The organism is Prauserella sp. PE36 (assembly GCF_003311655.1).
In the GTDB taxonomy this organism is placed as follows: domain Bacteria; phylum Actinomycetota; class Actinomycetes; order Mycobacteriales; family Pseudonocardiaceae; genus Prauserella_A; species Prauserella_A endophytica.
In genome coordinates this window covers 263,526-286,027 of sequence record NZ_QEQT01000087.1, presented here as the reverse complement: position 1 = coordinate 286,027, position 22,502 = coordinate 263,526, and the positions used below count along the sequence as shown (strand labels likewise).

Below are 22,502 nucleotides of genomic sequence, written 5' to 3'. Positions count from 1 at the left end.
GGGTTCGCGGAACTCACGAGCGGGACGGCAGAACTCGCGAGCAGGAGCGGGGAACTCGCGCGCAGGACGGGGGGACTCGCGAGCAGGAGCGGGGAACTCGCGTGCAGGACGGGGGGACTCGCGAGAAGGACGAGTTCCTCACTGCCGGGCTCGTCCCGGTGGCCTGCCGCTCGTGTGCCACGACGGTGCTGGTGAAGAAGAACAGCCCGCAGCACACGAGCATCCAGTGGACCACCGACGCGGCGACCAGCTGCCCCGTGTTCGCCGAGAAGGTCTCCGAGGGCGCGCATCCCGCGCTGCTCGACACGTGCGAGAGGCTGCGCGACAGTATCGCCGATGCGGCGAGGGAAGGCGCCTTCGCCCATGGCTGAAGTGTCCCCGCGGCGGCTTCGGGTGGCCGGAGTGGTCACCGAGACCGAGCAGGCGTGCTCGGTGGTGTTCGACGCCGACCTCGCCTACCGGCCCGGCCAGTTCCTCACCGTGCGGGTGCCGAGTGAGCGGTGCGGCTCGGTGGCGCGCTGCTACTCGCTCTCGAGCTCCCCCGACACCGGCGAGGCGCCGCAGGTCACCGTGAAGCGGGACGGCTACGCCTCGAACTGGATCTGCGACAACGTCACCGAGGGAACCGAGCTGGAGGTGCTGCCGCCGAGCGGGCTGTTCACCCCGGCCTCGCTCGACGCCGATCTCGCCCTGTTCGCCGCGGGCAGCGGCATCACGCCGGTGTTGTCGATCGTGAAGTCGGTGCTGGCGAAGGGAAGCGGCTCGGTCACGCTCGTCTACGCCAACCGTGACGAACGCTCGGTGATCTTCGCGGACACGCTGCGCGAGCTCGCCGAGGCCCATCCCGGCAGGCTCACTCTCGTGCACTGGCTGGAGACGTTGCAGGGCCTGCCGAGCGCGCGGCGGCTGCGGGCACTCGCGGAGCCGCTCGCCGGGCGCGAGGCGTTCGTGTGCGGGCCCCGGCCGTTCATGGCCGAGGTGACGGCCGCGCTCGCGGACGTCGGCGTCCCGAGGTCGCGTGTACACGTGGAGAAGTTCGTCTCGCTGCAGGGCAATCCCTTCGAGGCGGCGGGAAGCACGGAGGTCGGGGAACCGTCCGGGGAGGAGCCGTCCGCGCTGTCGGTGTCGCTCGACGGGCAGGAGCGCGCGCTCTCGTGGCCACGCCACCGCAAGCTGCTGGACCTGCTGCTGGAAGCCGGGCTCGACGCGCCGTACTCGTGCCGCGAGGGTCAGTGCAGCGCGTGTGCTTGCCGGATCGTCTCCGGTGAGGTGAAGATGCTGAACAACGACGTGCTCGACTCCGAGGACATCGCCGAGGGCATCGTGCTGGCGTGCCAGTCGCTGCCGCTCACCGACGAGGTCACGATCAGCTACGAGTAGGGAGTTCCGCGTGCCCATCGACGCCGACACCGCGATCGGAGCCGACCTCGGCGAGACCACCTTCGCCTGGACGTCCTCCGACGTGCTGCTCTACCACCTCGCGCTGGGCGCGGGCGCCGACCCCACCGACGAGCGCGAGCTGCGCTACGCCTACGAGCGCGACCTGCGGGTGCTGCCGAGCTTCGCCACCGTGGCGCCGAACCTGCGGCTGTTCGAGCCGCCCGCCGTGACCTTCCCCGGCATCAGCGTCGAGCTCGCCAAGGTGGTGCACGGCACGCAGGAGGTGGTCATGCACCGGCCGATCCCCGTGGAGGGCAAGGCCACCGGGCGGTCGCGGGTGGTCGACGTGCTCGACAAGGGCAAGGCCGCGGTGATCGTCTCGGAGATCGCGGTGACCTCGGACGCCGGGGATCCACTGTGGACGGCGCGGTCGAGCATCTTCGCCCGCGGCGAGGGCGGCTTCGGCGGCAAGCGGGGCACCTCAGACCGCGTCGAGCCGCCGGACCGCGAGCCCGACGCCGTGCTCGACACGCCCACCCTCCCCCAGCAGGCGCTGCTCTACCGGCTCTGCGGCGACCGCAACCCGCTGCATGCCGACCCGGAGTTCGCGAAGGGCGCCGGGTTCGACGCGCCGATCCTGCACGGGCTGTGCACGTACGGCGTGGTGCTCAAGGCCGTGACGGACGCGCTGCTGGACGCCGACGTGCGGCGGGTCCGGTCGTGGTCGGCGAAGTTCGCCGGCATCGTGCTGCCCGGCGAACGGCTGCGCACGCGGGTGTGGCGCGAGGACGGGCGGCTGCTCGTGACCACGACGGCACCGGACCGCGACGAGGCGCCCGTGCTCTCGGACGCCGTGCTGACCGAGGTGCGGTAGCGCGGAGTGGCTCAGCGGATCGCGGCGTCACCGGCCAGGGCCGTCGGCCGCGCCGTTGCCCGCACCGCGACACGGGCCAGGCAGCGCGCTGCCTGGCCTACAGCGCGGCGAGGAACATGTAGCCCATGCCGAGGCCCATGACGGTGCGGCAGAGGGTGCGGGAGCCGAACCCTTCCGGGAGGGTGCCGCGGCCGCGGGAACGCAGCGCGCGCACGGCGGTCTGGACCCCGTCGAAGGAGAAGTACGCGGCCGCCAGCGCGGCCACCACCGGCCACGCCAGGCCACCCGCGTCGCCCGTGACCATGGTCGGCCACGTGCCGTGCCCGCCGTGGGGCATCGCGGTGAGCATGTAGAGCATCGCCACCGCCGCGAGGGCATGGTGCAGGTCGCAGCGGCGGCACACGCCATCGGCCACGCGGTTGCGCACGGCACCCGCGATGAACCAGCCGGCGGTGAGCAGGAACAGTGCCTGCCAGCCCGGCACGGGGATGGGTGCGCCGACGGGCGACACCATGGCCACCATGGCGAGGGTCATGAGCAGGCCGGCGAGGTCGATGTGCCGCACCCCGCCGCCGAGCCGCACGTAGTCGAGCCGCACCAGGCGCACCACGCAGGGCAGGGTGAGCAGTAGGAAGGCGCCAGTCAGCAGCCACGCCACGATCCCCGGGATCTGCATCATCACCTCACTCGCCGCACCGTGGGGACAACCGTCGCACGCGACGGCACCCACGCCAAGGGTCAAGCAGGTGATGCCCGGGACACGGGTCAGCGGACGCCGCTCAGCTTGTCGGGGTTGGTGACCGAGTAGATGGCGGCCACCCGGTCGCCGTCGGGGCTGAGGTCGAGCACGAACACCGCGAACGGGGCGTCGCCGTCGAACAGCACGGCCGAGGGGTCACCGTTCACGCGGCGGTACCGCACGTCCATCGCCGGCGGGGCATGCGCTGCCACCGCGACGAAGAGACGCGCGACCGCGTCGCGGCCGTGGACGGGTGACAGGCTGCGCGCCGGGCCCTTGCCGCCGCCGTCGGTCCAGAGGGTCACGTCGGGCGCGAGCACCTCCAGCAGTGCTTCCAGTTCGCCGCCGAGCGCCGCGGCGAGGAACCGCTCCGTGACCTCGCGCCGGATCGCCGGATCGGGCCGGTACCGGGGCCGCCGCGCGTGCATGTGCTCGCGGGCGCGGTGGGCGAGCTGGCGCACCGCCGAGGGACTGCGGCCGAGGATCTCCGCGGTCTCGGTGTGGGCGTAGCCGAACACCTCGTGCAGCACGAACACCGCGCGTTCCAGCGGGCTCAGCGTCTCCAGCACCACGAGCAGCGCCATCGACGTCGACTCGGCGCGCTCCACCGGGTCGCTCTCCCCTTCCACGAGCGGCTCGGGCAGCCACTGGCCCACGTAGGTCTCGCGCCGCCTGTTGATGGCGGCGCGGCTGCCGAGTGCCTGGTTCACCGCGATCCGCACCAGGTACGCCCTGGGGTTGGCGACGGGCTCCCCGGAGCGGGCGCGCGGCGCCCACGCGAGCCACGTCTCCTGCAGCACGTCCTCGGTGTCGGAGACCGTGCCGAGGAGGTTGTACACCACGGAGAACAGCAGCTCGCGGTGGTCGAGGAACGTCTGGGTCGCCGGATCGGTCATCGCGAGTCCTCCTGTCGCGTCACCACCTCTGAGCCTCGCACGCCGCCGGGTGTGACCTACTGGGCAAGACCGTGACCCAGGTCTCATCGATGTCACACGTGCGGCCCGGCCCGGGCTCCTGGTCGCGATCCGGTGACCCGTGCCGGACCGCACCGAGGAGATCCCATGCGCACCCTGATCCACGACGTCCGCGTGTTCGACGGCGAGCGGAGCCGGCCCACGGCCGACGTGCTCATCGACGGCGCCGTGCTCGCCGAACCCGGCCCCGAGCCCGACGTCGTCGTCGACGGGCGGGGCCGGACCCTGCTGCCCGGACTGATCGACGCCCACACCCACGTCTTCGACGGCAGCCTCGCGCAGGCGCTTCGCCATGGCGTCACCACCGAGCTCGACATGTTCTGCCTGCCCGGCAACCTGGAACGACAGCGCAAGCTGGCGGCCGAGCACGACGACGTGGCCGACATGCGCAGCGCGGGCCTGCTCGCCACCGCGCCCGGCGGGCACCCCAGCCAGCTGATGAAGCAACTCGACACGGCCCAGCTCGGGGACGCCGTGGGCGCGTTCACGACGATCTCGGCCGTCGCCGACGTCCCGGCGTTCGTCGAGGCCCGCCTTGCGGAGGGCAGCGACTATCTCAAGCTCGTGATCGAGGACGGCGAGCTGCGGGGCGAGGAGCTGCCCGCGCTCTCGCCCGAGATCGTGACCGCGCTCGTGCGCGCGGGGCACGCCCACGGCCTGCGGTCCATCGCCCACGCGATCACCGCGCGGGAGGTCGGCATCGCGCTGGACGCCGGGGTCGACGGCCTCGCCCACGTCTTCGGCGACCTCGCCGGGGGCGACCCGGCCGCCGCCGACCTCGCCGCGCGGATCGCCACACAGGGCGTGTTCGTGGTCAGCACGCTCACCTACTTCGAGGTGATCGCCGACCTCGGCAAGGCCGTCGCCGCCGCGAAGGCCCTACGCCGGGCCGGCGTGACGCTGCTGGCGGGCACCGACGCCACCCCGTTCGCGCCCGTGCACGGCGAGAGCATGCACCGGGAGCTGGAGCTGCTGACTTCCGCCGGGTTCGATCCCGCCGAGGCGCTGGCCGCGGCCACCAGCGTGCCCGCTCGCGTGTTCGGCCTCGCCGACCGTGGCCGGATCGCCCCGGGGCTGCGGGCCGACCTGGTGCTCGTGGAGGGCGACCCGACCCGTGACATCACGGCCACCCGGGCCATCGCCGGCGTCTGGCGGCGCGGCGTGCGCCACGAGGCGTGACGGGAGCACCCGGCATGTCCGCTCGGCGCCGATGGCACGCCGGCTCTGCTCACCCGCGCGGACCAGGCCGAGGCGCTCGACGTCGGCGGGACGCGGATGCGGCTGCTCGCCGACGCCCACACACCGGTGGCGCGGTCAACGCCGACCGCGCGGTACCGCGGGGCCGCCGCCTGTCACCGCGGCTCCACCGAGCTGCTCTCCGTGCTCGGCGGCGCCTGCGCGCGCTCGCGGGCGACCGCGTGGTGACCCTGGAGGAGCCACCCGCCTTCGGCGCGGCGGAGGACGCCGAGGCCGACGTGCTCGTGATGAGCGGTTCGAGTACCTCCGCCTCGGCGAGCTGGCCAGCAAGGGACAGGTGAGCCCGCGAGAACCTGGAGAACCAGGAGCGGTTCGACAACCGCTTCGCCGACAGCCCGCACTGGCCGCCGGATCAGGCGGCGGTGAGGATCAGGCCGCTCGTGGGTACCCCGGTGCCCGCCGTGACGAGAACGTGGCGGGCGCCGGGCACCTGGTTCACGGCGGTGCCCCGCACCTGCCGCACGCCCTCCGCGATGCCGTTCATGCCGTGGATGTAGGCCTCGCCGAGCTGGCCGCCATGCGGGTTGAGGGGCAGCGAGCCGTCCAGTTCCAGCGCACCGCTCGCCACGAGGTCCTTGGCCTCGCCCCGGCCGCAGAACCCGAGCTCCTCGAGCTGCATCAGCACGTACGGCGTGAAGTGGTCGTACAGCACGGCGACGTCCACATCGGACCTCTCGAGCCCGGACTGCCGCCACAGCTGCCGTGCCACGACGCCCATCTCGGGCAGTGCGGCGAGGTCGTCGCGGTAGTAGTTGGTCATGATGTACTGGTCGGGGCCGCTGCCCTGCGCGGCGGCCGCCACCACGACGGGCGGCTGCGCGAGGTCGCGGGCCCGCTCGGCGCTGGTGATCACGAGAGCCACGCCGCCGTCGCTCTCCTGGCAGCAGTCGAGCAGGTGAAGCGGCTCGGCTACCCAGCGCGAGGCCTGGTGCTGTTCCAGCGTGATCGGCTTGCCGTGGAACCACGCGCGCGGGTTGGTCGCCGCGTGCTTGCGGTCGAGCACGGCGACGCGGCCGAAGTCCTCGCTCGTCGCGCCGTAGGTGTGCAGGTACCGCTGAGCCACCATCGCCACGGTCGCGGCGGGCGTGGCCAGGCCCATCGGGTAGTGGAAGCCGTTGTCCACACCGGACGTGTTCACCTGCTGCGCGGCGGCGGAGGACACCTGTCCGAACCGGTGCCCCGAGCGCTCGTTGAACGCCCGGTAGGCCACGACCACGTCGGCGACCCCGGTGGCCACCGCCATCGCCGCCTGCTGCACGGTCGCGGCCGCGGCGCCGCCGCCGTAGTGCACGCGGCTGAAGAACGTCAGCTCGGGGATGCCCAGCTCACGGGCGACGGCGATCTCCGCGTTCCCGTCCATGGTGAAGGTCACCAGACCATCCACATCGGACGGCGTGAGCCCGGCGTCGGCGAGTGCCGCGCTCACCGCCTCGGCGGCCAGCCGCAGCTCGCTGCGCCCTGAGTCCTTGGAGAACTCGGTGGCGCCGATGCCCGCGATCGCCGCCCTGCCCGCGAGTGTCATGAGCCCGCTCCCGGCAGTGTCACGCGCACCGTGCCCGTGACGTGGTCACCGAGGCTGCCCTTCGCGGTGACGGCGATCTCCGCGTCGTCGCCGTCGACCGCGGTCACGTGGCCGGTGAACGTGAGGACGTCGTAGGCGTAACACGGCACGCCCAGCCGGATCCTGATCGAGCGCACGAGTGCCTCCGGGCCCGCCCAGTCGGTGACGAACCGCTGCACCAGGCCGGTGTCTGTGAGGATGTTGACGAAGATGTCCTTCGAGCCACGGGAGACCGCGGCGTCGCGGTCGTGGTGAACGTCCTGGAAGTCGCGGGTGGCCAGTGCCGTGCTGATCACGAACGTCGGTGTGGCCTCGATGGTCAGTTCCGGCAGCTCGGTGCCGATCGCGATGGTCATGCGCGCACCTTCCAGGCCGGCAGGGTCAGCTCGTCGTCCACGCGCAGGAAGGTCACCTCGACCGGGAGTCCGATGTGGACATCCTCGGGATCCGTGTCGACCAGCTCGCCGAGCACCCGCACACCCTCGGCCAGCTCCACGAGCGCTACCACGAACGGCAGCTTCTTGCCGGGCACCTGTGGGTGGTGGTGCACGAGGTAGCTGTAGACGGCGCCGGTGCCCTCGGCCACGACGTAATCCGGTTCGGCCGTCAGGTCCCCGTCGGGCGGCAGCGGGCCCGGCGGGTGGCGCAGCACGTCGCCCCAGCGCTGGATCCGCAGCTCACCCTTGCGGGTGCCCTCCCAGAAGAACTCGGTGTCACGGCTGATCACCGGCCGCAGCACCGCACCGGCGTCCGGCACGGTCTCCCGCCGCGCCGCGGGGCTGAACTTCAGCACGCGGAACACCATCTCAGCCACGACCTCGTCGCCGACCCGCCAGGTGGTCCTCGTGGTGACGAACCAGCCCTCGCCGAGCGCGGTGCGCTTGGGCCCGGTGACGTCCTCGAGCCGGATCGACGACGACACGTGCTCGCCGGGCCGCAGGTAGCGGTGGTAGGTCTGCTCGGAGTTGGTCGCCACCACGGAGGTGTAACCGGCTTCGTCCAGAATGGACATCATAGCGCCGAGCGGGTCGTCGGCGGCCCGCTGGCCGTGCAGCCCGTTCATCGACCATACCTGCGCCATCGCTGGCGGCGCGACGAGTCCACCGTGGACGGAGCTCGCCGCGAACTCGGGATCGGTGTAGACGGGGTTCGCGTCGCCGAGCGCCTCGACCCAGTTGTTGACCATCGCCTGGTTCACCGGGTCTCGCGCGAGCCTCGGCCGCGACTCCCCCTTCGCCGCGATCCGCCGCGCGGCCTCCTCGACATCGATCATCGCGGCACCCTCGGCAGGCCCAGCCCGAACATCGCGATCAGCTCCCGTTGGATCTCGTTGACGCCGCCGCCGAAGGTCAGCACGATGTTGCGTTTCGCCAGCACGTCCAGCCACGCGGCCAGCTCGGCGGTCTCGGGGTCGGCGAGGTCACCGTGCCTGCCGACGATCTCCTCCAGTGCCCGGCTCGCCCGCTGCTGCCGGTCGGAGGAGAACACCTTGGTGGCCGACGCGTCGGCCACCGAACCCGGCTCCGACACGGCGACCTGCCAGTTGAGCAGCTCGTTCACGCGCACCACGGCGAGCGTCTCGGCGAGCGCCCTGCGCACGTCGGGCAGGTCCAGCAACGGTGTGCCGTCGGGCGTCTTGCGGGCGGCCGCCCAGTCGCGCACCCGGTCGTAGAGACCCCCGATGCGCCCGGCGGGTCCGAGCATCACGCGCTCGTGGTTGAGCTGCGTTGTGATGAGGCCCCAGCCGCGGTTCTCCCCGCCCACCAGCATGTTCGCGGGCACACGGACGTCCGAGTAGTACGTGGCGTTGACGTGGTGCGCGCCGTCGCACGTGATGATCGGGGTCCAGGAGTAGCCGGGGTCGCGCGTGTCGACGATGAGGATCGAGATGCCCTTGTGCCTGGGGGCGTCCGGGTCGGTGCGCACGGCGAGCCAGATGTAGTCGGCGTCGTGCCCGCCGGTGGTGAAGATCTTCTGCCCGTTGACGACGTAGTGGTCGCCCTCCCTGACGGCGGAGGTGCGCAGCGAGGCGAGGTCGGTGCCGGCGTCCGGCTCGCTGTAGCCGATGGCGAAATGCACCTCACCGGCGAGGATCTTCGGCAGGAACAGCCCTTTCTGTTCGTCGGTGCCGAACTGCTGCAGGGTCGGCCCGACGGTCTGCAGGGTCACCGACGGCAGCTGCACGTCCGCCCGCGCCGCCTCGTCGGCGAAGAGGTGCTGCTCGACGGGGCCGAAGCCCCGGCCGCCGTACTCCTCGGGCCAGCCGACGCCGAGCCAGCCGTCCCGGCCCATGCGGCGCACGATCGCGCGGTAGGTCTCGCCGTGCCGCTCGCGCAGCATCGTCCTGCGCTCCTCAGGCGTCACCAGGTTCGCGAAGTAGCGGCGCAGCTCGGCGCGCAGCTCGCGCTGTGCCGGGGTGAGCTCGATGTCCATCACACACCTCCCACGAGCGCGCCGACTCCGTCCACTCGCGACTCCACGCCGCCGAGGCCGCGCACGAGGTCCTTGACGAGCGACGAGTAGCGGTGCAGCGGATAGGTGATGTCGAGGCCGATCCCGCCGTGCAGGTGGTGGCACGCGGCGAGAGCGGCGGGCGCCTCCCGCGCGAGCCAGTAGGTGGCGATGTCGAGCTCGGCATCCGGGTCCAGACCCGTGCCGAGCCGCCACACGGCCGACGTCGCCGCGAGGTGCACCGTGCGCGAGGCGATGTAGACGTCGGCGATCTGCTGGGCGACGGCCTGGAACGTGGCGAGCGGCCTCCCGAACTGCTCGCGCGTGCCGAGGTGGGTGGTGGTGAGCGCGAGCGCGCCCGCCAGCGCGCCGTCGCCCACCGCGGCGGCCCCGGCCAGCGTGTACCGGTGCAGCACCCGCAGGCCCTCACCGGCGCTGCGCGTGTCGAGCAGGTCCTCGTCGGCGACCGCCGCGTCGTCGAGGCGGAGCGTGTGCTCGGGACCGCCGGCCGAGGCCGGGGTCGCGGTGACCGTGACGCCCTCGCCGTGGGGGTCCACCAGGAAGACGCCGGTGCCGCCGGGGACGGACGCGGGCACCAGCACGCGGCGCGCGGTGGCGGCGTACGGCACGGCGGTCTTGACGCCGGTGAGCAGCCACGCGCCGTCCACCGGGGTGGCCGTGGTGGCCGGCCTGGTGGTGAGCGGCGCGGACGGTTCGTGCAGCGCGGCCGTGAGCACGGCCTGCCCCTCGGCGACATCCGGCAGGAGGGTGGCCCGCTGCGCGGGAGTGCCGAGGCGGCCCAGCGGCAGCACGCCGAGCGCGAGCGTCGCGAGGGCGGGCACCGGCGCGGCGGCCCGGCCCGTCTCGGTGAGCACGGCGGCGACCTCGGCGACGCCGAGCCCGTCACCGCCGAGCTCGGCGGGCAGCGACAACGCCAGCAGGCCCGCCTCGGCGAGCCCGCGCCAGGCTGCCTCGCCGTCGTCGCCCGCCCTGCGCAGGACCCCGGCGGTGAGCTCGGCGATCTCACGCTGGGTCTCGTCGGGGGTGAAGTCCACGCTGCTCCTCACTGGCCCAGAACCGCCCAAGACTGAAACACGTTCTAGTGTTCACCACAGGAGCCGATCACGGCAACCCCCACCCTCGCCAACGCTCCCCTACCTGCCCCCAAGGCCACCTTTGCTGCGCTGAACGCAACAAAGGTGGCCTTGGGGGCAGGTGGATCAGGGTCTCGCGGCGAGTAGTTCCTCGAGCGCGTCCGGCATCGCGTCGGCGAGGTGCCATAGATCTGGAACGAGTTCTCGTGCGGCGAGCAGGCCGATGTCGACCTTGCCGGCCTGCGAGAGCACGGTGATGTTCAGCCCGGCGCCGTGGAAGACCGGGCCGAGCGGGTACAGGCCGGTGACGCGCGCGCCGAGGAGATAGATCGGCACCGGCGGGCCCGGGACGTTCGAGATCACCAGGTTGTGCACCACCGGGTGCTTCTCGGCCAGCCGGAACGCCGAGTAGGCGCGCACGGCAAGGCCGAACGTCGTCGCCGCCGCGAACTGCGCCCAGTCCTGCAGCATGTCGGCGTCGATGGTGTGGTGGTGCTCCTTCGAGAGCCGGTTGTTCTCGGCGAGCGTGAACACGCGCGCGGCGGGCTCGGCCAGGTGCGTCGGCAGGGAGGCGAAGAACGCGGACACGCGGTTGCTGCCGGCGTCGCGCTCGCTGCGCTCCTGCACCGACACCGGCACCGTCGCCACGAGCGGATCCTCCGGCAGCTCCCCGCGCTCCAGCAGGTAGCGGCGCAGCGCTCCGGCGCACATCGCCAGCACCGCGTCGTTGACGGTGACGTTGAAGGCGTTCTTGATGGCCTTGACGTCGTCGAGGTCCACCTGCGCGAAGGCGACGGCGCGCTCGGCGGTGATCGTGCCGTTGAAGGACGTGCGCGGCGCCGTGAACGGCGTCGCCATGCCCTTGCCCTGCAGCGAACGGCCCACCCACCGCGGCACCAGCCCGGCCAGGCCGGGCAGCAGCCGCGCCAGCTCCACCGGCCTGCGGGCGACGTCCAACGCGCTCCTGCGCAGCATCGTGAGCTGGCCCGGCGGTTCCGCGTTCACCGGCTCCCCGGGCTCCGGCGCCGGCGAGTCGGGTTCCAGCCCGGCGAGGTAGGTCAGCAGGTTCGCTCCGCTCACGCCGTCGACGCTCGCGTGGTGCATCTTCGCCAGCACGGCGACGCCGCCGTCGGCGAGCCCCTCCAGGACGTGGATCTCCCACAGCGGCCTGGACCGTTCGAGTCGTGTGCCCGCGATCCCGGCGCACACCTCGGCGAGCTGCTCCCGGCCGCCGGGCGCGGGCACCTCGGCGCGGTGCACGTGCCGGTCGAGGTCGAAGTCCTCGTCCTCCACCCACACGGGGTGGTTCAGGTTCAGGAGCGGGTTGTGGAGCCTGCGCCGGAACACGGGGTTGCCCCGCACCCGCTCGGCCAGCCGCGCGCGCAACTGTGCGAAGCCGTACCCGCCGGGAACGGCCGACGGGTCGACGGTCACCAGCCCGCACACGTGCAGCGGCTGCGAGGACGTCTCCAGGTAGAGAAAGCTCGCGTCGAGCCCGCTCAATCGCTCCACTCGCCTAGCGTAGGCGAACGAGATCGGTACGCTCGTGGATCATGCATGCCTCGTTCCGGACCCGCCGGGCGGTGCAACTGGGGTTCACGGCCAACGCCGTGCGTCCGCTGCCCGGTAGCCGTGCCGCGTTCCCGGCGTTCTTCGCCGGCTGGCTCACCGCCGAGCTCGCGCCGCACCTGCTCGCGCTCACCGTCGCGGACACGGCCGCCCACATCGCCAAACGCGGCCTTCGCCGGGCCGACAAGCCCGGGCTCGCCATGGCGGGCCTCTCGGCGGCGGGCCTCGCCTCGCTCATCGTGTCGGCGCAGCGCGCGAAGGGCGCGGTGGAGGACGCCCTCGTCGAGGCACTCGGCCCCGCCTACCGCCAGGAGCTGAGCAGGCCGCCGAGTCCGAAGGACCTCGCCACACCGTGGGGCCAGCTCGTGCTGCCGTTCCGCATGCACGACAAGGAGGTCCGCCGCGACCGCGACATCGCCTACGCGCCTGGCGGGCGGCGGTTCCTGCTCGACGTGTACCGGCCGCGCGAGCCCGTGTCCGGAAGGCCGGTGCTGCTGCAGGTGCACGGCGGGGCGTGGACGGTCGGGAACAAGGACCAGCAGGGCATCCCGCTGATGCTGCACATGGCCCAGCGCGGGTGGGTGTGCGTGGCGATCAACTACCCGCTCTCGCCCTCGGCGCACTGGCCCGACCACATCGTCGCGGCCAAGCGGGCCCTGGCGTGGATCCGCCAGCACATCACGGAGTACGGCGGCGACCCTGACTACGTGGTTGCCACCGGCGGATCGGCGGGCGGGCACCTCTCGGCACTGCTCGCGCTCACGCCCAACGACCCGCGCCTGCAGCCCGGCTTCACCGAGATCGACACGAGCGTGCAGGCGTGCGTGCCGCACTACGGGGTCTACGACTTCGCCGCGACGAGCGGGTCGAGGGCGAGCACGACCCGGCGGCACCTGCTCGCGCGCTTCGTCGTCGGCAAGGACCCCGAGGAGTTCCTCGACGAGTACGTGGCCGCCTCCCCGCTGGACCGCATCACCGACAAGGCGCCGCCGTTCTTCGTCGTCCACGGCGAGCACGACACGCTCGTGCCGGTGCGCGAGGCCCGCGAGTTCGTCCGCAGGCTGCGCGAGCTCTCCCCGAACACGGTGGCGTACGCGGAGATCCCCGGCGCGCAGCACGCGTTCGACCTGTTCCCGTCGATCCGCAGCGCCCACGTCGTGCGAGGCGTGGAACGGTTCCTGGAGTGGACCTACGTCCGCTACCTCATCAACTCCGGGGCAGACCCAGCAGCCGCTCGGCCACCACGCTGAGCAGCACCTGCGTGGTGCCGCCCGCGATGCTCAGGCACCGGGTGAGCAGGAACTCGTGCTGCGCGGCCGATGTCGACTCGTCGACCACCACGCCGTGCTCGCCGAGCGCGTCGAGCGCCGCCTCGGCGACCTCCTGCCGGTGCCGCACGCCCAGCAGCTTGCTCACGCTCGACTCCGCGCCCGGTTCCCCGCCGCCGAGCCTGCGCAGCGTGTCGCGCAGCCCGAGCACCGACACCGCGCAGCCCTGCACCACGAGGGCGCCGAGCCGCTCGGTGCCGAGGTCGGGGTGCTCCGCCAGCAGCTGCTCCACGGCCTCACCCACGGAGGATCCGCCACCGAGGGCCACCCGCTCGTTGGCGAGCGTGGTCCTCGCCAGCCGCCAGCCGTCGTTCACCTCGCCGACCACGTCGGCGTCGGGCACGAACACGTCGTCGAGGAACACCTCGTTGAACCGCGTCTCGCCGGTGATCTCGCGCAGCGGCCTGATCTCGATGCCCTCGGCCCGCATGTCCACGAGGAAGTACGTGATGCCGCGGTGTTTCGGCGCGTCCGGATCGGTGCGCGCGAGGCAGATCGCCCAGTCGGCCTCGTGCGCGAGCGATGTCCACACCTTCTGCCCGCTGAGCCGCCAGCCGCCCTCGGCGCGCACGGCCCTCGTGCGCAGCGAGGCGAGGTCGGACCCGGCGCCGGGCTCACTGAACAGCTGACACCACGTGAGCTCGCCGCGCAGGGTCGGCCCGGTGAACCGCTCGCGCTGCTCGGCGGTGCCGTGCCGCAGGATCGTCGGGACGGCCCACGCGCCGATCACCAGGTCGGGCCTGCGCACGCCTGCGCGGCGCAGCTCGGCGTCGACGAGCAGCTGCTGCGCGGGGGTCGCGTCGAGCCCGTGCGGCCGGGGCCAGTGCGGCACGAGGTAGCCGGTCTCGGCCAGCCGCTCGCGTTGCCGGTGAGCCTCGAGCCCGGCCAGCTCGGCGGCGAGCCGCCGGGCCTCCACGGCGACAGGGTCGTCCTCGTGCCCGGTGAGGTCGATGTCCAGGGTTCTGCGGGTGCCGGTCAGCGCCAGTTCCGCGGCCCGGTGCCGCCAGCGCGCCGCGCCACCGAGCTGCTGCCGCAGTGCCAGCGCGCGGCGCAGGTAGCGGTGCGCGTCGTGCTCCCACGTGAAGCCGATGCCACCGAGCACCTGGATGCAGTCCTTGGCGTTGTCCACCGCGGCGTCGAGTGCGCCCGCGGCGGCGACGGCGGCGGCGAAGGCGTGCTGAGCGGGGTCCGTGCCGTCCTCGTCGGCCGCCCGTGCGGCGTCCCACGCCAGCGCCGAGGCCAGCTCGGAGCGGCACAGCATCTCCGCGCAGACGTGCTTGACGGCCTGGAACGACCCGATCGGGCGGCCGAACTGCTCGCGCACCCGCGCGTACTCGCTCGCGGTGCGCACGCACCAGGCGGCCACGCCCGCGGCCTCGGCGGCGGCGAGGGTCGCGGCCAGCTCGGCGACCGGCGCGCCGGGCAGCACCGACTCCGGCGGCACCTCCACGGCGGCCAGCTCGGCGCGGGCGAGCGGCCTCGACGGGTCGAACGCGGTCGCGGGCGTCACGGTGACCAGGGCGGCGTCGACGGCGAACCACACGGGCCCGCCGTCGACGCGGGCGGCCAGCAGCAGTTGCCCTGCGTCTCCTGCGTCAGGGATCGCCGGGGTGCGGCCCGACACCACGAGCCCGCCGCCGGGCGCCCGGCTCCCGGACAGCTCCCCCGGCCCGAGAGCCACCGCGGCGCGGACGGTGCCCTCGGCCAGTGCCGGGACGAGCTCCTTCGCCACGGGCGAGTCAGGGAACCGCGCCAGCACGAGTCCCGCGAGGAGGCTGCCGAACAGCGGCCCCTCCGCGAGCACGGCGGCGGCCTCCTCGATACCGGCCGCGAGATCGGCCACGCCGGCTCCAGCGCCGCCGAGGGCTTCCGGCACGGCGATCGCGGGCAACCCGATCCCGATGAGACCATCGGGGTCACGCCCGCCTGCCGCCCAGGCACGGATCGACGTGGCCAGTGCGCGCTGCTCATCGGTGATCGCGATCGACACGAGGGCGATTATAGAACGTGTTTCAGTTTTTGGGCGATCAACCTCATACCCGATCCACGTCCGGCGTTAGGTACGCTGAGCACGCAAAGTGGAACAAGTTCTGCAACGGGGAGACTGCGGATGGCAAGCAAGCCCAAGGCACCGGCCCAGACGAAGGGCCGGGGCGCGCTGAGCCCGATCGGCGGCGAGGAGCTGGGCTCGGCCGCACAGCGCGACCGGCGCAAGCGCATTCTCGACGCGACGCTCGCGCTGGCCGCCAAGGGCGGGTACGACGCCGTCCAGATGCGGACGGTCGCCGAACGCGCCGACGTCGCCCTCGGCACCCTGTACCGCTACTTCCCCTCCAAGATCCACCTGCTCGTCTCGGGGCTGGCGCGGGAGTTCGAGCGTGCGCAGGACAAGCTCGACCGCGGCTCCATTCCCGGCGACACGCCCACCGAGCGGCTGCTGTTCGTGCTCGGCCGCAACACGCGGATGATGCAGCGCGACCCGCACCTCACGGAGGCGATGGTCCGGGCGTTCATGTTCGCCGACACGACCGCGGCCGCCGAGGTGGAGCAGGTCGGCAGGCACATGGAGAACATGTTCGCCAAGGCGATGGGCATCGACGAGCCGACCGACCACGATCGCGACGTCTTCCACGTCATCGCCGACGTCTGGATGGCGAACCTGGTGGCGTGGGTGACGCGCAGGGCCTCCGCCGCCGACGTCGCCAACCGCCTGGAGCTCTCGGTCCACCTACTCCTCGACTAGGTCGCCCCGGACGCAGTGGCCGGACGCAGTGAAGGCCACCTTCACTGCGTTGAACGCAGGCAAGGTGGCCTTCACTGCAGCTGAGCCCCGGGGTTACGCGGTGAGCTTCGGCAGCACCTCGCGGCCGAAGGTCTCGATCCACTCCTCCTGGTTGCGGCCCACGTTGTGGATGTAGATCCGGTTGAACCCGGCGTCGATGAACTTCTGCAGCGACGCGCGATGCACGTCGGGATCCGACGACACCACCATGCGGCCCTCGAAGTCCTCCGGGCGCACCAGCTTGGCCATCTGCTCGAAGTCGAACGGCGAGCGGATGTCGGCCTTCGGGAACTTCATGCCACCGTTGGGCCACTGCTCCATGGCGTTCTTCCAGGCCTCGTCGTCGGTCGCCGCCCACGAGAGGTGCACCTGCAGCAGCTTCGGCATGCTGTCCGGGTCCTTGCCCGCCTTCTTGGCGCCCTTCCCGAAGTTGTCGAGGATGCCGGCGAGCTTCTCCAGCGACGCGCCCGGCGTGATCAGCCCGTCGGCGAGCTCACCGGTCTTGCGCGAGGTGTACGGGCCCGCAGAGGCGATGTAGATCGGCGGCGGGGCGTCCGGCAGCGTCCACAGGCGGGTGGTGTGCAGCTTGAAGAACTCGCCGCTGTGCTTGACGTCCTTGCCGGTGAACAGCTTGCGGATGATCTCGAGCGCCTCGAACATCCGGCGCACGCGCTCCGGCGCCTCCGGCCAGTAGCCGCCGATGACGTGCTCGTTGAGCGCCTCACCGGAGCCGATGCCGAGCCACGTGCGACCCGGGTACGTCGCCTCCAGCGTCGCTGCCGCCTGCGCCACCATCGACGGGTGCAGCCGGAACGACGGGCAGGTCACCCCCGGCCCGAGGTCTCCCGTGGTGTTCTCGGCGAGCGAGGCCAGCACGCTCCACACGAACGAGGCCTCGCCCTGCGCCGGCACCCACGGCTGGAAGTGGTCGGCCGCCATCTGGCCGGAGAACCCGTGCTGCTCGGCCAGCGCCGCCAGCTTGATGGACTCCCTCGGCGAGAACTGCTCCAGCGCCGCCGCGATGCCGATCTGAACGTCACTCACGCCTGTACCAACCCTTCTGCGTGCCCCTGTGCCTCTCCGATCAACCTACCTCCCGTGACGCTCGGTGAGCGCGGTGAACTCGTCGAGCCTGCGCAGGGTCTCGTCCTCCGGCTTGGTCGGCAGGTAGAACGTCACCCGGTCGACCCCCGCGTCGGCCCACCCGGCGAGGTCCGCCGAAGCCCTGCGCCCGATCGCGAACATCGTCACCGGCACGTCCGGCCTGCCCTGCTCGGCGAGCCACTTCCGGACCCGGCGGATCTCCTCGGGCGTGGTCTCGGCGCGCGGCAGCCAGCCGTCACCGTGCGCGACGAGCCGGGCCAGCGCGGCCGGGCTCTCCCCGCCGATGTAGACCGGCGGATGCGGCCGCTGCACGGGCTTCGGCCACGCGTAGACGGGGTCGAAGTCCACGAACTCGCCGTGGAACTCCGCCCGTTCCCGCGTCCAGAGCGCCTTGAGCGCCTGGAGCTGCTCGTCCATCAGCCTGCCCCGCGTGCGCGGGTCGGTGCCGTGGTTGCGCATCTCCTCGCGGTTCCAGCCGACCCCGACGCCGAACACGAAGCGCCCGCCGGAGAGCAGGTCGAGGCTCGCCACCTCGTTCGCCGTGTGCAGCACGTCGCGCTGCGGCAGCAGTGCCACGCCGGTCCCGAGCAGGAGGTTCTTCGTCACCGTGGCCGCGCCGGCGAGCGCCACGAAGGGGTCGAGGGTCCGGTAGTAGATCCTCGGCAGCTCGCCGCCGCCAGGATAGGGCGACTCCCTGCTGGCGGGGATGTGCGAGTGCTCGGTCACGAAGAGCGAGTCGAACCCGCGCTCCTCCAGCGCCCTGCCCAGCACGTCCGGCCGGATGCCCTCGTCGGTCAGAAAGGTCGAGACACCGAACTTCATATGACCATGGAACCCGGCGTGCGCACCGATTGTTCCTCCGGCTCAGACGTTGCGCCGGTACTGGCCTCCGACCTCGAAGAACGCCTCGGTGATCTGGCCGAGCGAGCACACCCGCGCGGCGTCCATCAGCACCGCGAACACGTTGTCGCCACGCGTGGCCGCCTCCCGCAGCTCCTTGAGCGCCTGCTGCGCCTCGTCGTGGTGGCGCCGCTGGAAGTCGGCGAGCCGGTCGAGCTGCGACTGCTTCTGCTCCTCGGTGGCGCGGGCCAGCTCGACCTCCACCTCCTCCTCGTCGGCGTGCGGGTTCCGGAAGGTGTTCACCCCGACGATCGGCAGCGAGCCGTCGTGCTTGAGGCGCTCGTAGAGGATCGACTCGTCCTGGATCTTGCCGCGCTGGTATCCGGTCTCCATGGCGCCCAGCACGCCGCCGCGCTCGGAGATGCGGTCGAACTCGGTGAGCACGGCCTCCTCCACGAGGTCGGTCAGCTCGTCGATGACGAACGAGCCCTGCAGGGGGTTCTCGTTCTTCGACAGGCCCCACTCCTTGTTGATGATCATCTGGATCGCCATCGCGCGGCGCACCGAGCTCTCGCTCGGCGTGGTGATCGCCTCGTCGTAGGCGTTGGTGTGCAAGGAGTTCGCGTTGTCGTAGAGCGCGCACAGCGCCTGCAGCGTTGTGCGGATGTCGTTGAAGCTCATCTCCTGCGCGTGCAGCGAGCGACCCGAGGTCTGCACGTGGTACTTGAGCTTCTGCGACCGGTCGTTGGCTCCGTAGCGTTCCCGCATCGCGACCGCCCAGATCCGCCGCGCAACCCGGCCGAGCACCGAGTACTCCGCGTCCATGCCGTTGGAGAAGAAGAACGACAGGTTCGGCGCGAAATCGTCGATGTCCATGCCGCGCGCCAGGTAGGACTCGACGTAGGTGAACCCGTTGGCGAGGGTGAAGGCCAGCTGTGAGATCGGGTTGGCCCCGGCCTCCGCGATGTGGTAGCCGGAGATCGACACCGAGTAGAAGTTGCGGACTCCCTTCTCGATGAACCACTCCTGGATGTCGGCCATCATCCGCAGGCTGAACTCGGTGGAGAAGATGCAGGTGTTCTGACCCTGGTCCTCCTTGAGGATGTCGGCCTGCACGGTGCCGCGCACCTGCCGCAGCGTCCAGTCGCGGATCTGCCCGGCCTCCTCTGCCGACGGCTCCCGCCCGTGCTCCTCCCGGAACGCGTCGAGCTTCTGGTCGATCGCGGTGTTGAGGAAGAACGCGAGGATCGTCGGGGCGGGGCCGTTGATCGTCATCGAAACCGACGTGCTCGGCGCCGTGAGGTCGAAACCGTCGTAGAGCGCCTTCATGTCGTCGAGCGTCGCGATGGAGACGCCGGACGTGCCGACCTTGCCGTAGATGTCGGGCCGGGTGTCCGGGTCGAAGCCGTAGAGTGTCACCGAGTCGAACGCCGTCGAGAGCCGCTTGGCCTCGGAGTCGGCGGAAAGGTACTTGAACCGCCGGTTGGTGCGGAACGCGTCCCCCTCGCCCGCGAACATGCGGGCCGGGTCCTCGCCCTCGCGCTTGAACGGGAAAACACCCGCCGTGTAAGGGAAGTAGCCGGGCAGGTTCTCGCGACGCAGGAACGACACCAGCTCGCCGGAGTCGCTGTAGCGCGGCAGCGCGACCCTTGGCACGCGGTTGCCGGACAGGGTCTCCCGCCACAGCTGCGTGTGGATCTCCTTGTCGCGGACCTTGAACACCAGCTCCTCGCCCCGGTATTCGTCGGCCAGGCGCTTCCACTCCTCCAGCAGCTTCACGGTCGCACCGTCCACACCGGACTCCGCGTCGGCGAGCAGCCGGTCGAGCGCCTCGGTGTCGGCGCCGGCCGCGGCCAGCTCGTCCCGGGCGGCGGCGAGGTGCTCGCGCCTGCGGACGGCCTCGACCTGGCTCGCGGTCCGGTCGTGGTATCCGCGCACGGTGGCCGCGATGTCGGCGAGGTAGCGGGTGCGGTCGGTGGGGATGATCGTGCTGAGCTCGGTGGAGACCTTGCCCTCCGCCTTCGGCAGCACCCCGGTCGACACCGACAGCCCGCTGCCGGCGAGCAGGTCCCGCAGGTGCTGGTACAGCGCCGTGACGCCGTCGTCGTTGAACTTCGCGGCGCTCGTGCCGAACACCGGCATGTCCTCGGGCGCGGCGTGGAACTCCTCGCGGTTGCGCACGAGCTGCCGGGCCACGTCGCGGCGCGCGTCCTCCGCCCCTCGCCGCTCGAACTTGTTGATGGCCACGGCGTCGGCGAAGTCGAGCATGTCGATCTTCTCCAGCTGCGAGGCCGCGCCGAACTCGGGCGTCATCACGTACAGCGCGTGGTCGACGTGGTCGACGATGCCCGCGTCGCCCTGGCCGATACCCGGCGTCTCGACGATCACCAGGTCGTAGCCGGCGGCCTTGCACGCCAGGATGGCGTCGTCGAGCCCGGCGGGGATCTCGCCGCTGGTGGTACGCGTGGCCAGCGAGCGGAAGAACACGCGGTCGCCGTCGAGGCAGTTCATGCGGATGCGGTCGCCGAGCAGCGCGCCGCCACCCTTGCGCCGCGTCGGGTCGATCGCGAGCACGGCGATGCGGAGCTTGTCCTCCTGGTCGAGCCGGAACCGGCGCACCAGCTCGTCGGTGAGCGACGACTTGCCGGAGCCGCCGGTGCCGGTGATGCCGAGCACCGGCACCGTGCGCGTCCGCGCCGCGTCCCGGATCGCGGTGAGCCACTCCCCCTGCAGAACCTCCTGCTGCAGGCGCGTGATGGTGCGCGCGAGCGTCCGGACGTCACCGGAGAGCAGCTGGTCGACCGACCCCGTCTCCTGAGCCGCGAGGTCGACGTCGCACGCCGCGATCATCGAGTTGATCATGCCGGGCAGGCCCATCTCGAGGCCGTCGTCCGGCGAGAAGATCCGCGCCACGCCGCGGGAGTGCAGCAGCTCGATCTCCTCGCGGACGATGACACCGCCACCGCCGCCGAACACCTTGACGTGTCCGGCGCCGCGCTCCCGGAGCAGGTCGACGAGGTACGTGAAGTACTCGACGTGCCCGCCCTGGTAAGCGCTGATGGCCACGCCCTGCACGTCCTCCGAGATCGCCGCCGTGACGACCTCGTCCACCGACCGGTTGTGGCCGAGGTGGACCACCTCGGCGCCCTGCGACTGGAGGATCCGCCGCATGATGTTGATGGACGCGTCGTGACCGTCGAAGAGGCTCGCCGCGGTCACGAACCGGACGGGGTGCGCAGGCCGGTGCAGTTCGGAGGTCATGCCTCCAAAATACTTGGACTTCCTACTGTTTTGAACCCAAGCTTCACCGTGACGGCGGTCTCAGCCGCCCGGAATCGATTCAGCCGGCGGGGGCCGGGGAACGCAGCGCGATCCACTGGCGCATCGCGTACTCGACCAGGGTGATCAGGGTTTGCTTGGTGGACTCCCGGTCACGGGCGTCGCAGCGCACGATCGGGATGGCCGGGTCGATCGACAACGCCTCTCGAACATCGTTCAGGTCGTGGTGTAACACGCCGTCGAACGTATTCACCCCCACGATGTAGGGCAGGCCCCTGTCCTCGAAGAAGTCGACCGGGGCGAACGAGTCGGCGAGCCGCCTGGTGTCGGCGAGCACCACGGCGCCGATCGCGCCGCGCACCAGGTCGTCCCACATGAACCAGAAGCGCTGCTGGCCGGGCGTCCCGAAGAGGTACAGGATCAGATCCTCGTCGAGAGATACCCGGCCGAAATCCATGGCCACGGTCGTCGTGGCCTTGTTGGGCGTCGCCTCGAGATCGTCGATGCCGGTACTGGCGTCCGTCATCATCGCCTCGGTCGTCAGCGGCACGATCTCCGACACCGACCCGACGAAGGTCGTCTTGCCCGCCCCGAACCCGCCGGCCACGACGATCTTGGCCGACGTCATCGTCTTCGGCGCGGCTTCGCGCGGTGCCTTAAAGCCGACGGAGTCCACTCAAAACCCTTTCCATCAACATCAGATGCGCTTCGGCGCCCTCGTCACCGGAGATGGTCTTGTGCACGGTGACCAGCCCCGTGTCCGCCGCGTCACTGATCAGCACCCGCGCCACGCCGAGCGGGACACGGAGAGCCGCAGCGATCTCGGCGACCGAACGTGGGGTTCGACATTCTTCCATGATCAGCTGGTGCTCGATCTGGTCGGGCACCGCAATCACAGCGGCCTCGCGAGTGGAGACCAAGGTCTCGAGCTCCAGTGGATAGTTCGCCTTCGTCCGGCCGCCAGTGATGGCGTACGGACGGACGAAACCGGTCTCCTCCGCTGGATTCGGCGCTGTGGCCGGTATGAACGGAATGGCTTCGGCCGACACGAACTGCTCCTCTCCGGTCCACGACCGGGTCTCACCGCGCTCCTCCGCCTCGGCTGGCGGGGTGGCCGGTGGTGCTTCCCGGCCGTTGTCCTCACCGGGGTCGTCCCTGCGTTTGCCCTTCTTGCGACGGACACGACCGGAACCCAGCGCGAAACCGCCCAGCACGTCGGCGAACGTGCCCGGGTCGTCCTCGGCCGAGGATCCAGCCCCCGTGCTCATCG

General features: G+C 71.6%; 21 protein-coding genes. 7 read left to right on the top strand and 14 right to left on the bottom strand.

Annotated features, from left to right (window positions below; all coding sequences use genetic code 11):
- The first annotated feature begins 101 nt into the window (after window positions 1–101).
- The 3 genes from DI005_RS26720 to DI005_RS26710 are packed head-to-tail and all read left to right on the top strand — an operon-like array spanning window position 102 to window position 2,254.
- On the top strand, window positions 102–371 hold the full coding sequence (locus tag DI005_RS26720; protein WP_113644024.1) for a hypothetical protein: 270 nt from the start codon (window positions 102–104) through the stop codon (window positions 369–371).
- Entirely contained in the window at window positions 364–1,380 is a 1,017-nt protein-coding gene (locus DI005_RS26715) for a ferredoxin--NADP reductase (protein WP_113643995.1), read from the top strand. Before DI005_RS26720 ends, DI005_RS26715 begins: the two co-directional genes overlap by 8 nt.
- Window positions 1,381–1,390: 10 nt before the next feature.
- Window positions 1,391–2,254, top strand: coding sequence for a MaoC/PaaZ C-terminal domain-containing protein (locus DI005_RS26710; protein WP_112267062.1), 864 nt, complete (start codon window positions 1,391–1,393; stop codon window positions 2,252–2,254).
- Between the two features lie 97 nt (window positions 2,255–2,351).
- Here the strand turns inward: DI005_RS26710 and DI005_RS26705 are convergent, their stop codons facing one another.
- Entirely contained in the window at window positions 2,352–2,930 is a 579-nt protein-coding gene (locus DI005_RS26705; protein ID WP_112268253.1) for a DUF5134 domain-containing protein, read from the bottom strand.
- An 89-nt stretch (window positions 2,931–3,019) separates the two neighbouring features.
- Window positions 3,020–3,889, bottom strand: a complete 870-nt coding sequence (sigJ, locus tag DI005_RS26700) for an RNA polymerase sigma factor SigJ (RefSeq protein ID WP_112267064.1) — start codon at window positions 3,887–3,889, stop codon at window positions 3,020–3,022.
- Window positions 3,890–4,054: 165 nt separating this feature from the next.
- Here sigJ and DI005_RS26695 point away from each other — a divergent pair, with 165 nt between their 5' ends.
- Window positions 4,055–5,146 carry an amidohydrolase family protein gene (locus tag DI005_RS26695; RefSeq protein WP_113643994.1) on the top strand — a complete coding sequence of 364 codons (1,092 nt, stop codon included), beginning with the start codon at window positions 4,055–4,057 and terminating at the stop codon, window positions 5,144–5,146.
- Between the two features lie 96 nt (window positions 5,147–5,242).
- Complete coding sequence (locus DI005_RS38325; RefSeq protein WP_158559907.1) at window positions 5,243–5,392, top strand: hypothetical protein; 150 nt, start codon at window positions 5,243–5,245, stop codon at window positions 5,390–5,392.
- A 184-nt stretch (window positions 5,393–5,576) separates the two neighbouring features.
- Here the strand turns inward: DI005_RS38325 and DI005_RS26690 are convergent, their stop codons facing one another.
- The 6 genes from DI005_RS26690 to DI005_RS26665 form a co-directional block, all read right to left on the bottom strand.
- Window positions 5,577–6,746 (bottom strand): lipid-transfer protein, encoded by a 1,170-nt coding sequence (locus tag DI005_RS26690; protein ID WP_113643993.1) that lies wholly within the window; start codon window positions 6,744–6,746, stop codon window positions 5,577–5,579.
- Window positions 6,743–7,141 carry a MaoC family dehydratase gene (locus DI005_RS26685; RefSeq protein WP_113643992.1) on the bottom strand — a complete coding sequence of 133 codons (399 nt, stop codon included), beginning with the start codon at window positions 7,139–7,141 and terminating at the stop codon, window positions 6,743–6,745. Before DI005_RS26685 ends, DI005_RS26690 begins: the two co-directional genes overlap by 4 nt.
- Window positions 7,138–8,055 carry a bifunctional MaoC family dehydratase N-terminal/OB-fold nucleic acid binding domain-containing protein gene (locus DI005_RS26680; RefSeq protein ID WP_112268255.1) on the bottom strand — a complete coding sequence of 306 codons (918 nt, stop codon included), beginning with the start codon at window positions 8,053–8,055 and terminating at the stop codon, window positions 7,138–7,140. The genes DI005_RS26685 and DI005_RS26680 overlap by 4 nt, the downstream gene beginning before the upstream one ends.
- The gene (locus tag DI005_RS26675) at window positions 8,055–9,218 is read right to left on the bottom strand and encodes an acyl-CoA dehydrogenase family protein (protein WP_113643991.1); all 1,164 of its coding nucleotides are present in this window, start codon (window positions 9,216–9,218) and stop codon (window positions 8,055–8,057) included. The genes DI005_RS26680 and DI005_RS26675 overlap by 1 nt, the downstream gene beginning before the upstream one ends.
- Window positions 9,218–10,291, bottom strand: a complete 1,074-nt coding sequence (locus DI005_RS26670) for an acyl-CoA dehydrogenase family protein (protein WP_113643990.1) — start codon at window positions 10,289–10,291, stop codon at window positions 9,218–9,220. Before DI005_RS26670 ends, DI005_RS26675 begins: the two co-directional genes overlap by 1 nt.
- Window positions 10,292–10,456: 165 nt before the next feature.
- Window positions 10,457–11,842 carry a wax ester/triacylglycerol synthase family O-acyltransferase gene (locus DI005_RS26665; protein WP_113643989.1) on the bottom strand — a complete coding sequence of 462 codons (1,386 nt, stop codon included), beginning with the start codon at window positions 11,840–11,842 and terminating at the stop codon, window positions 10,457–10,459.
- Window positions 11,843–11,883: 41 nt separating this feature from the next.
- On the opposite strand from DI005_RS26665, the gene DI005_RS26660 reads away from it, so the two are divergent.
- The gene (locus tag DI005_RS26660) at window positions 11,884–13,149 is read left to right on the top strand and encodes an alpha/beta hydrolase (protein ID WP_113643988.1); all 1,266 of its coding nucleotides are present in this window, start codon (window positions 11,884–11,886) and stop codon (window positions 13,147–13,149) included.
- Here the strand turns inward: DI005_RS26660 and DI005_RS26655 are convergent.
- Window positions 13,106–15,217, bottom strand: coding sequence for an acyl-CoA dehydrogenase (locus DI005_RS26655; protein WP_113643987.1), 2,112 nt, complete (start codon window positions 15,215–15,217; stop codon window positions 13,106–13,108). The two genes, DI005_RS26660 and DI005_RS26655, sit on opposite strands and share 44 nt — an antisense overlap.
- 120 nt (window positions 15,218–15,337) lie before the next feature.
- Here DI005_RS26655 and kstR point away from each other — a divergent pair, with 120 nt between their 5' ends.
- Window positions 15,338–15,970 (top strand): cholesterol catabolism transcriptional regulator KstR, encoded by a 633-nt coding sequence (kstR, locus tag DI005_RS26650; protein WP_112267082.1) that lies wholly within the window; start codon window positions 15,338–15,340, stop codon window positions 15,968–15,970.
- A 93-nt stretch (window positions 15,971–16,063) separates the two neighbouring features.
- Here the strand turns inward: kstR and DI005_RS26645 are convergent, their stop codons facing one another.
- The 5 genes from DI005_RS26645 to DI005_RS39185 all read right to left on the bottom strand — a co-directional run bounded on the left by DI005_RS26645 (window position 16,064) and on the right by DI005_RS39185 (window position 22,500).
- Complete coding sequence (locus DI005_RS26645; protein ID WP_112267084.1) at window positions 16,064–17,053, bottom strand: TIGR03557 family F420-dependent LLM class oxidoreductase; 990 nt, start codon at window positions 17,051–17,053, stop codon at window positions 16,064–16,066.
- A gap of 45 nt (window positions 17,054–17,098) precedes the next feature.
- On the bottom strand, window positions 17,099–17,935 hold the full coding sequence (locus DI005_RS26640; RefSeq protein WP_112267086.1) for an LLM class F420-dependent oxidoreductase: 837 nt from the start codon (window positions 17,933–17,935) through the stop codon (window positions 17,099–17,101).
- Window positions 17,936–17,977: 42 nt separating this feature from the next.
- Window positions 17,978–21,214 carry a fused isobutyryl-CoA mutase/GTPase IcmF gene (gene icmF / locus DI005_RS26635; protein WP_112267088.1) on the bottom strand — a complete coding sequence of 1,079 codons (3,237 nt, stop codon included), beginning with the start codon at window positions 21,212–21,214 and terminating at the stop codon, window positions 17,978–17,980.
- A 79-nt stretch (window positions 21,215–21,293) separates the two neighbouring features.
- Entirely contained in the window at window positions 21,294–21,908 is a 615-nt protein-coding gene (locus tag DI005_RS26630) for an ATP/GTP-binding protein (RefSeq protein WP_170200572.1), read from the bottom strand.
- Entirely contained in the window at window positions 21,889–22,500 is a 612-nt protein-coding gene (locus tag DI005_RS39185) for a DUF742 domain-containing protein (RefSeq protein WP_233520322.1), read from the bottom strand. The genes DI005_RS26630 and DI005_RS39185 overlap by 20 nt, the downstream gene beginning before the upstream one ends.
- Window positions 22,501–22,502: the final 2 nt, after the last annotated feature.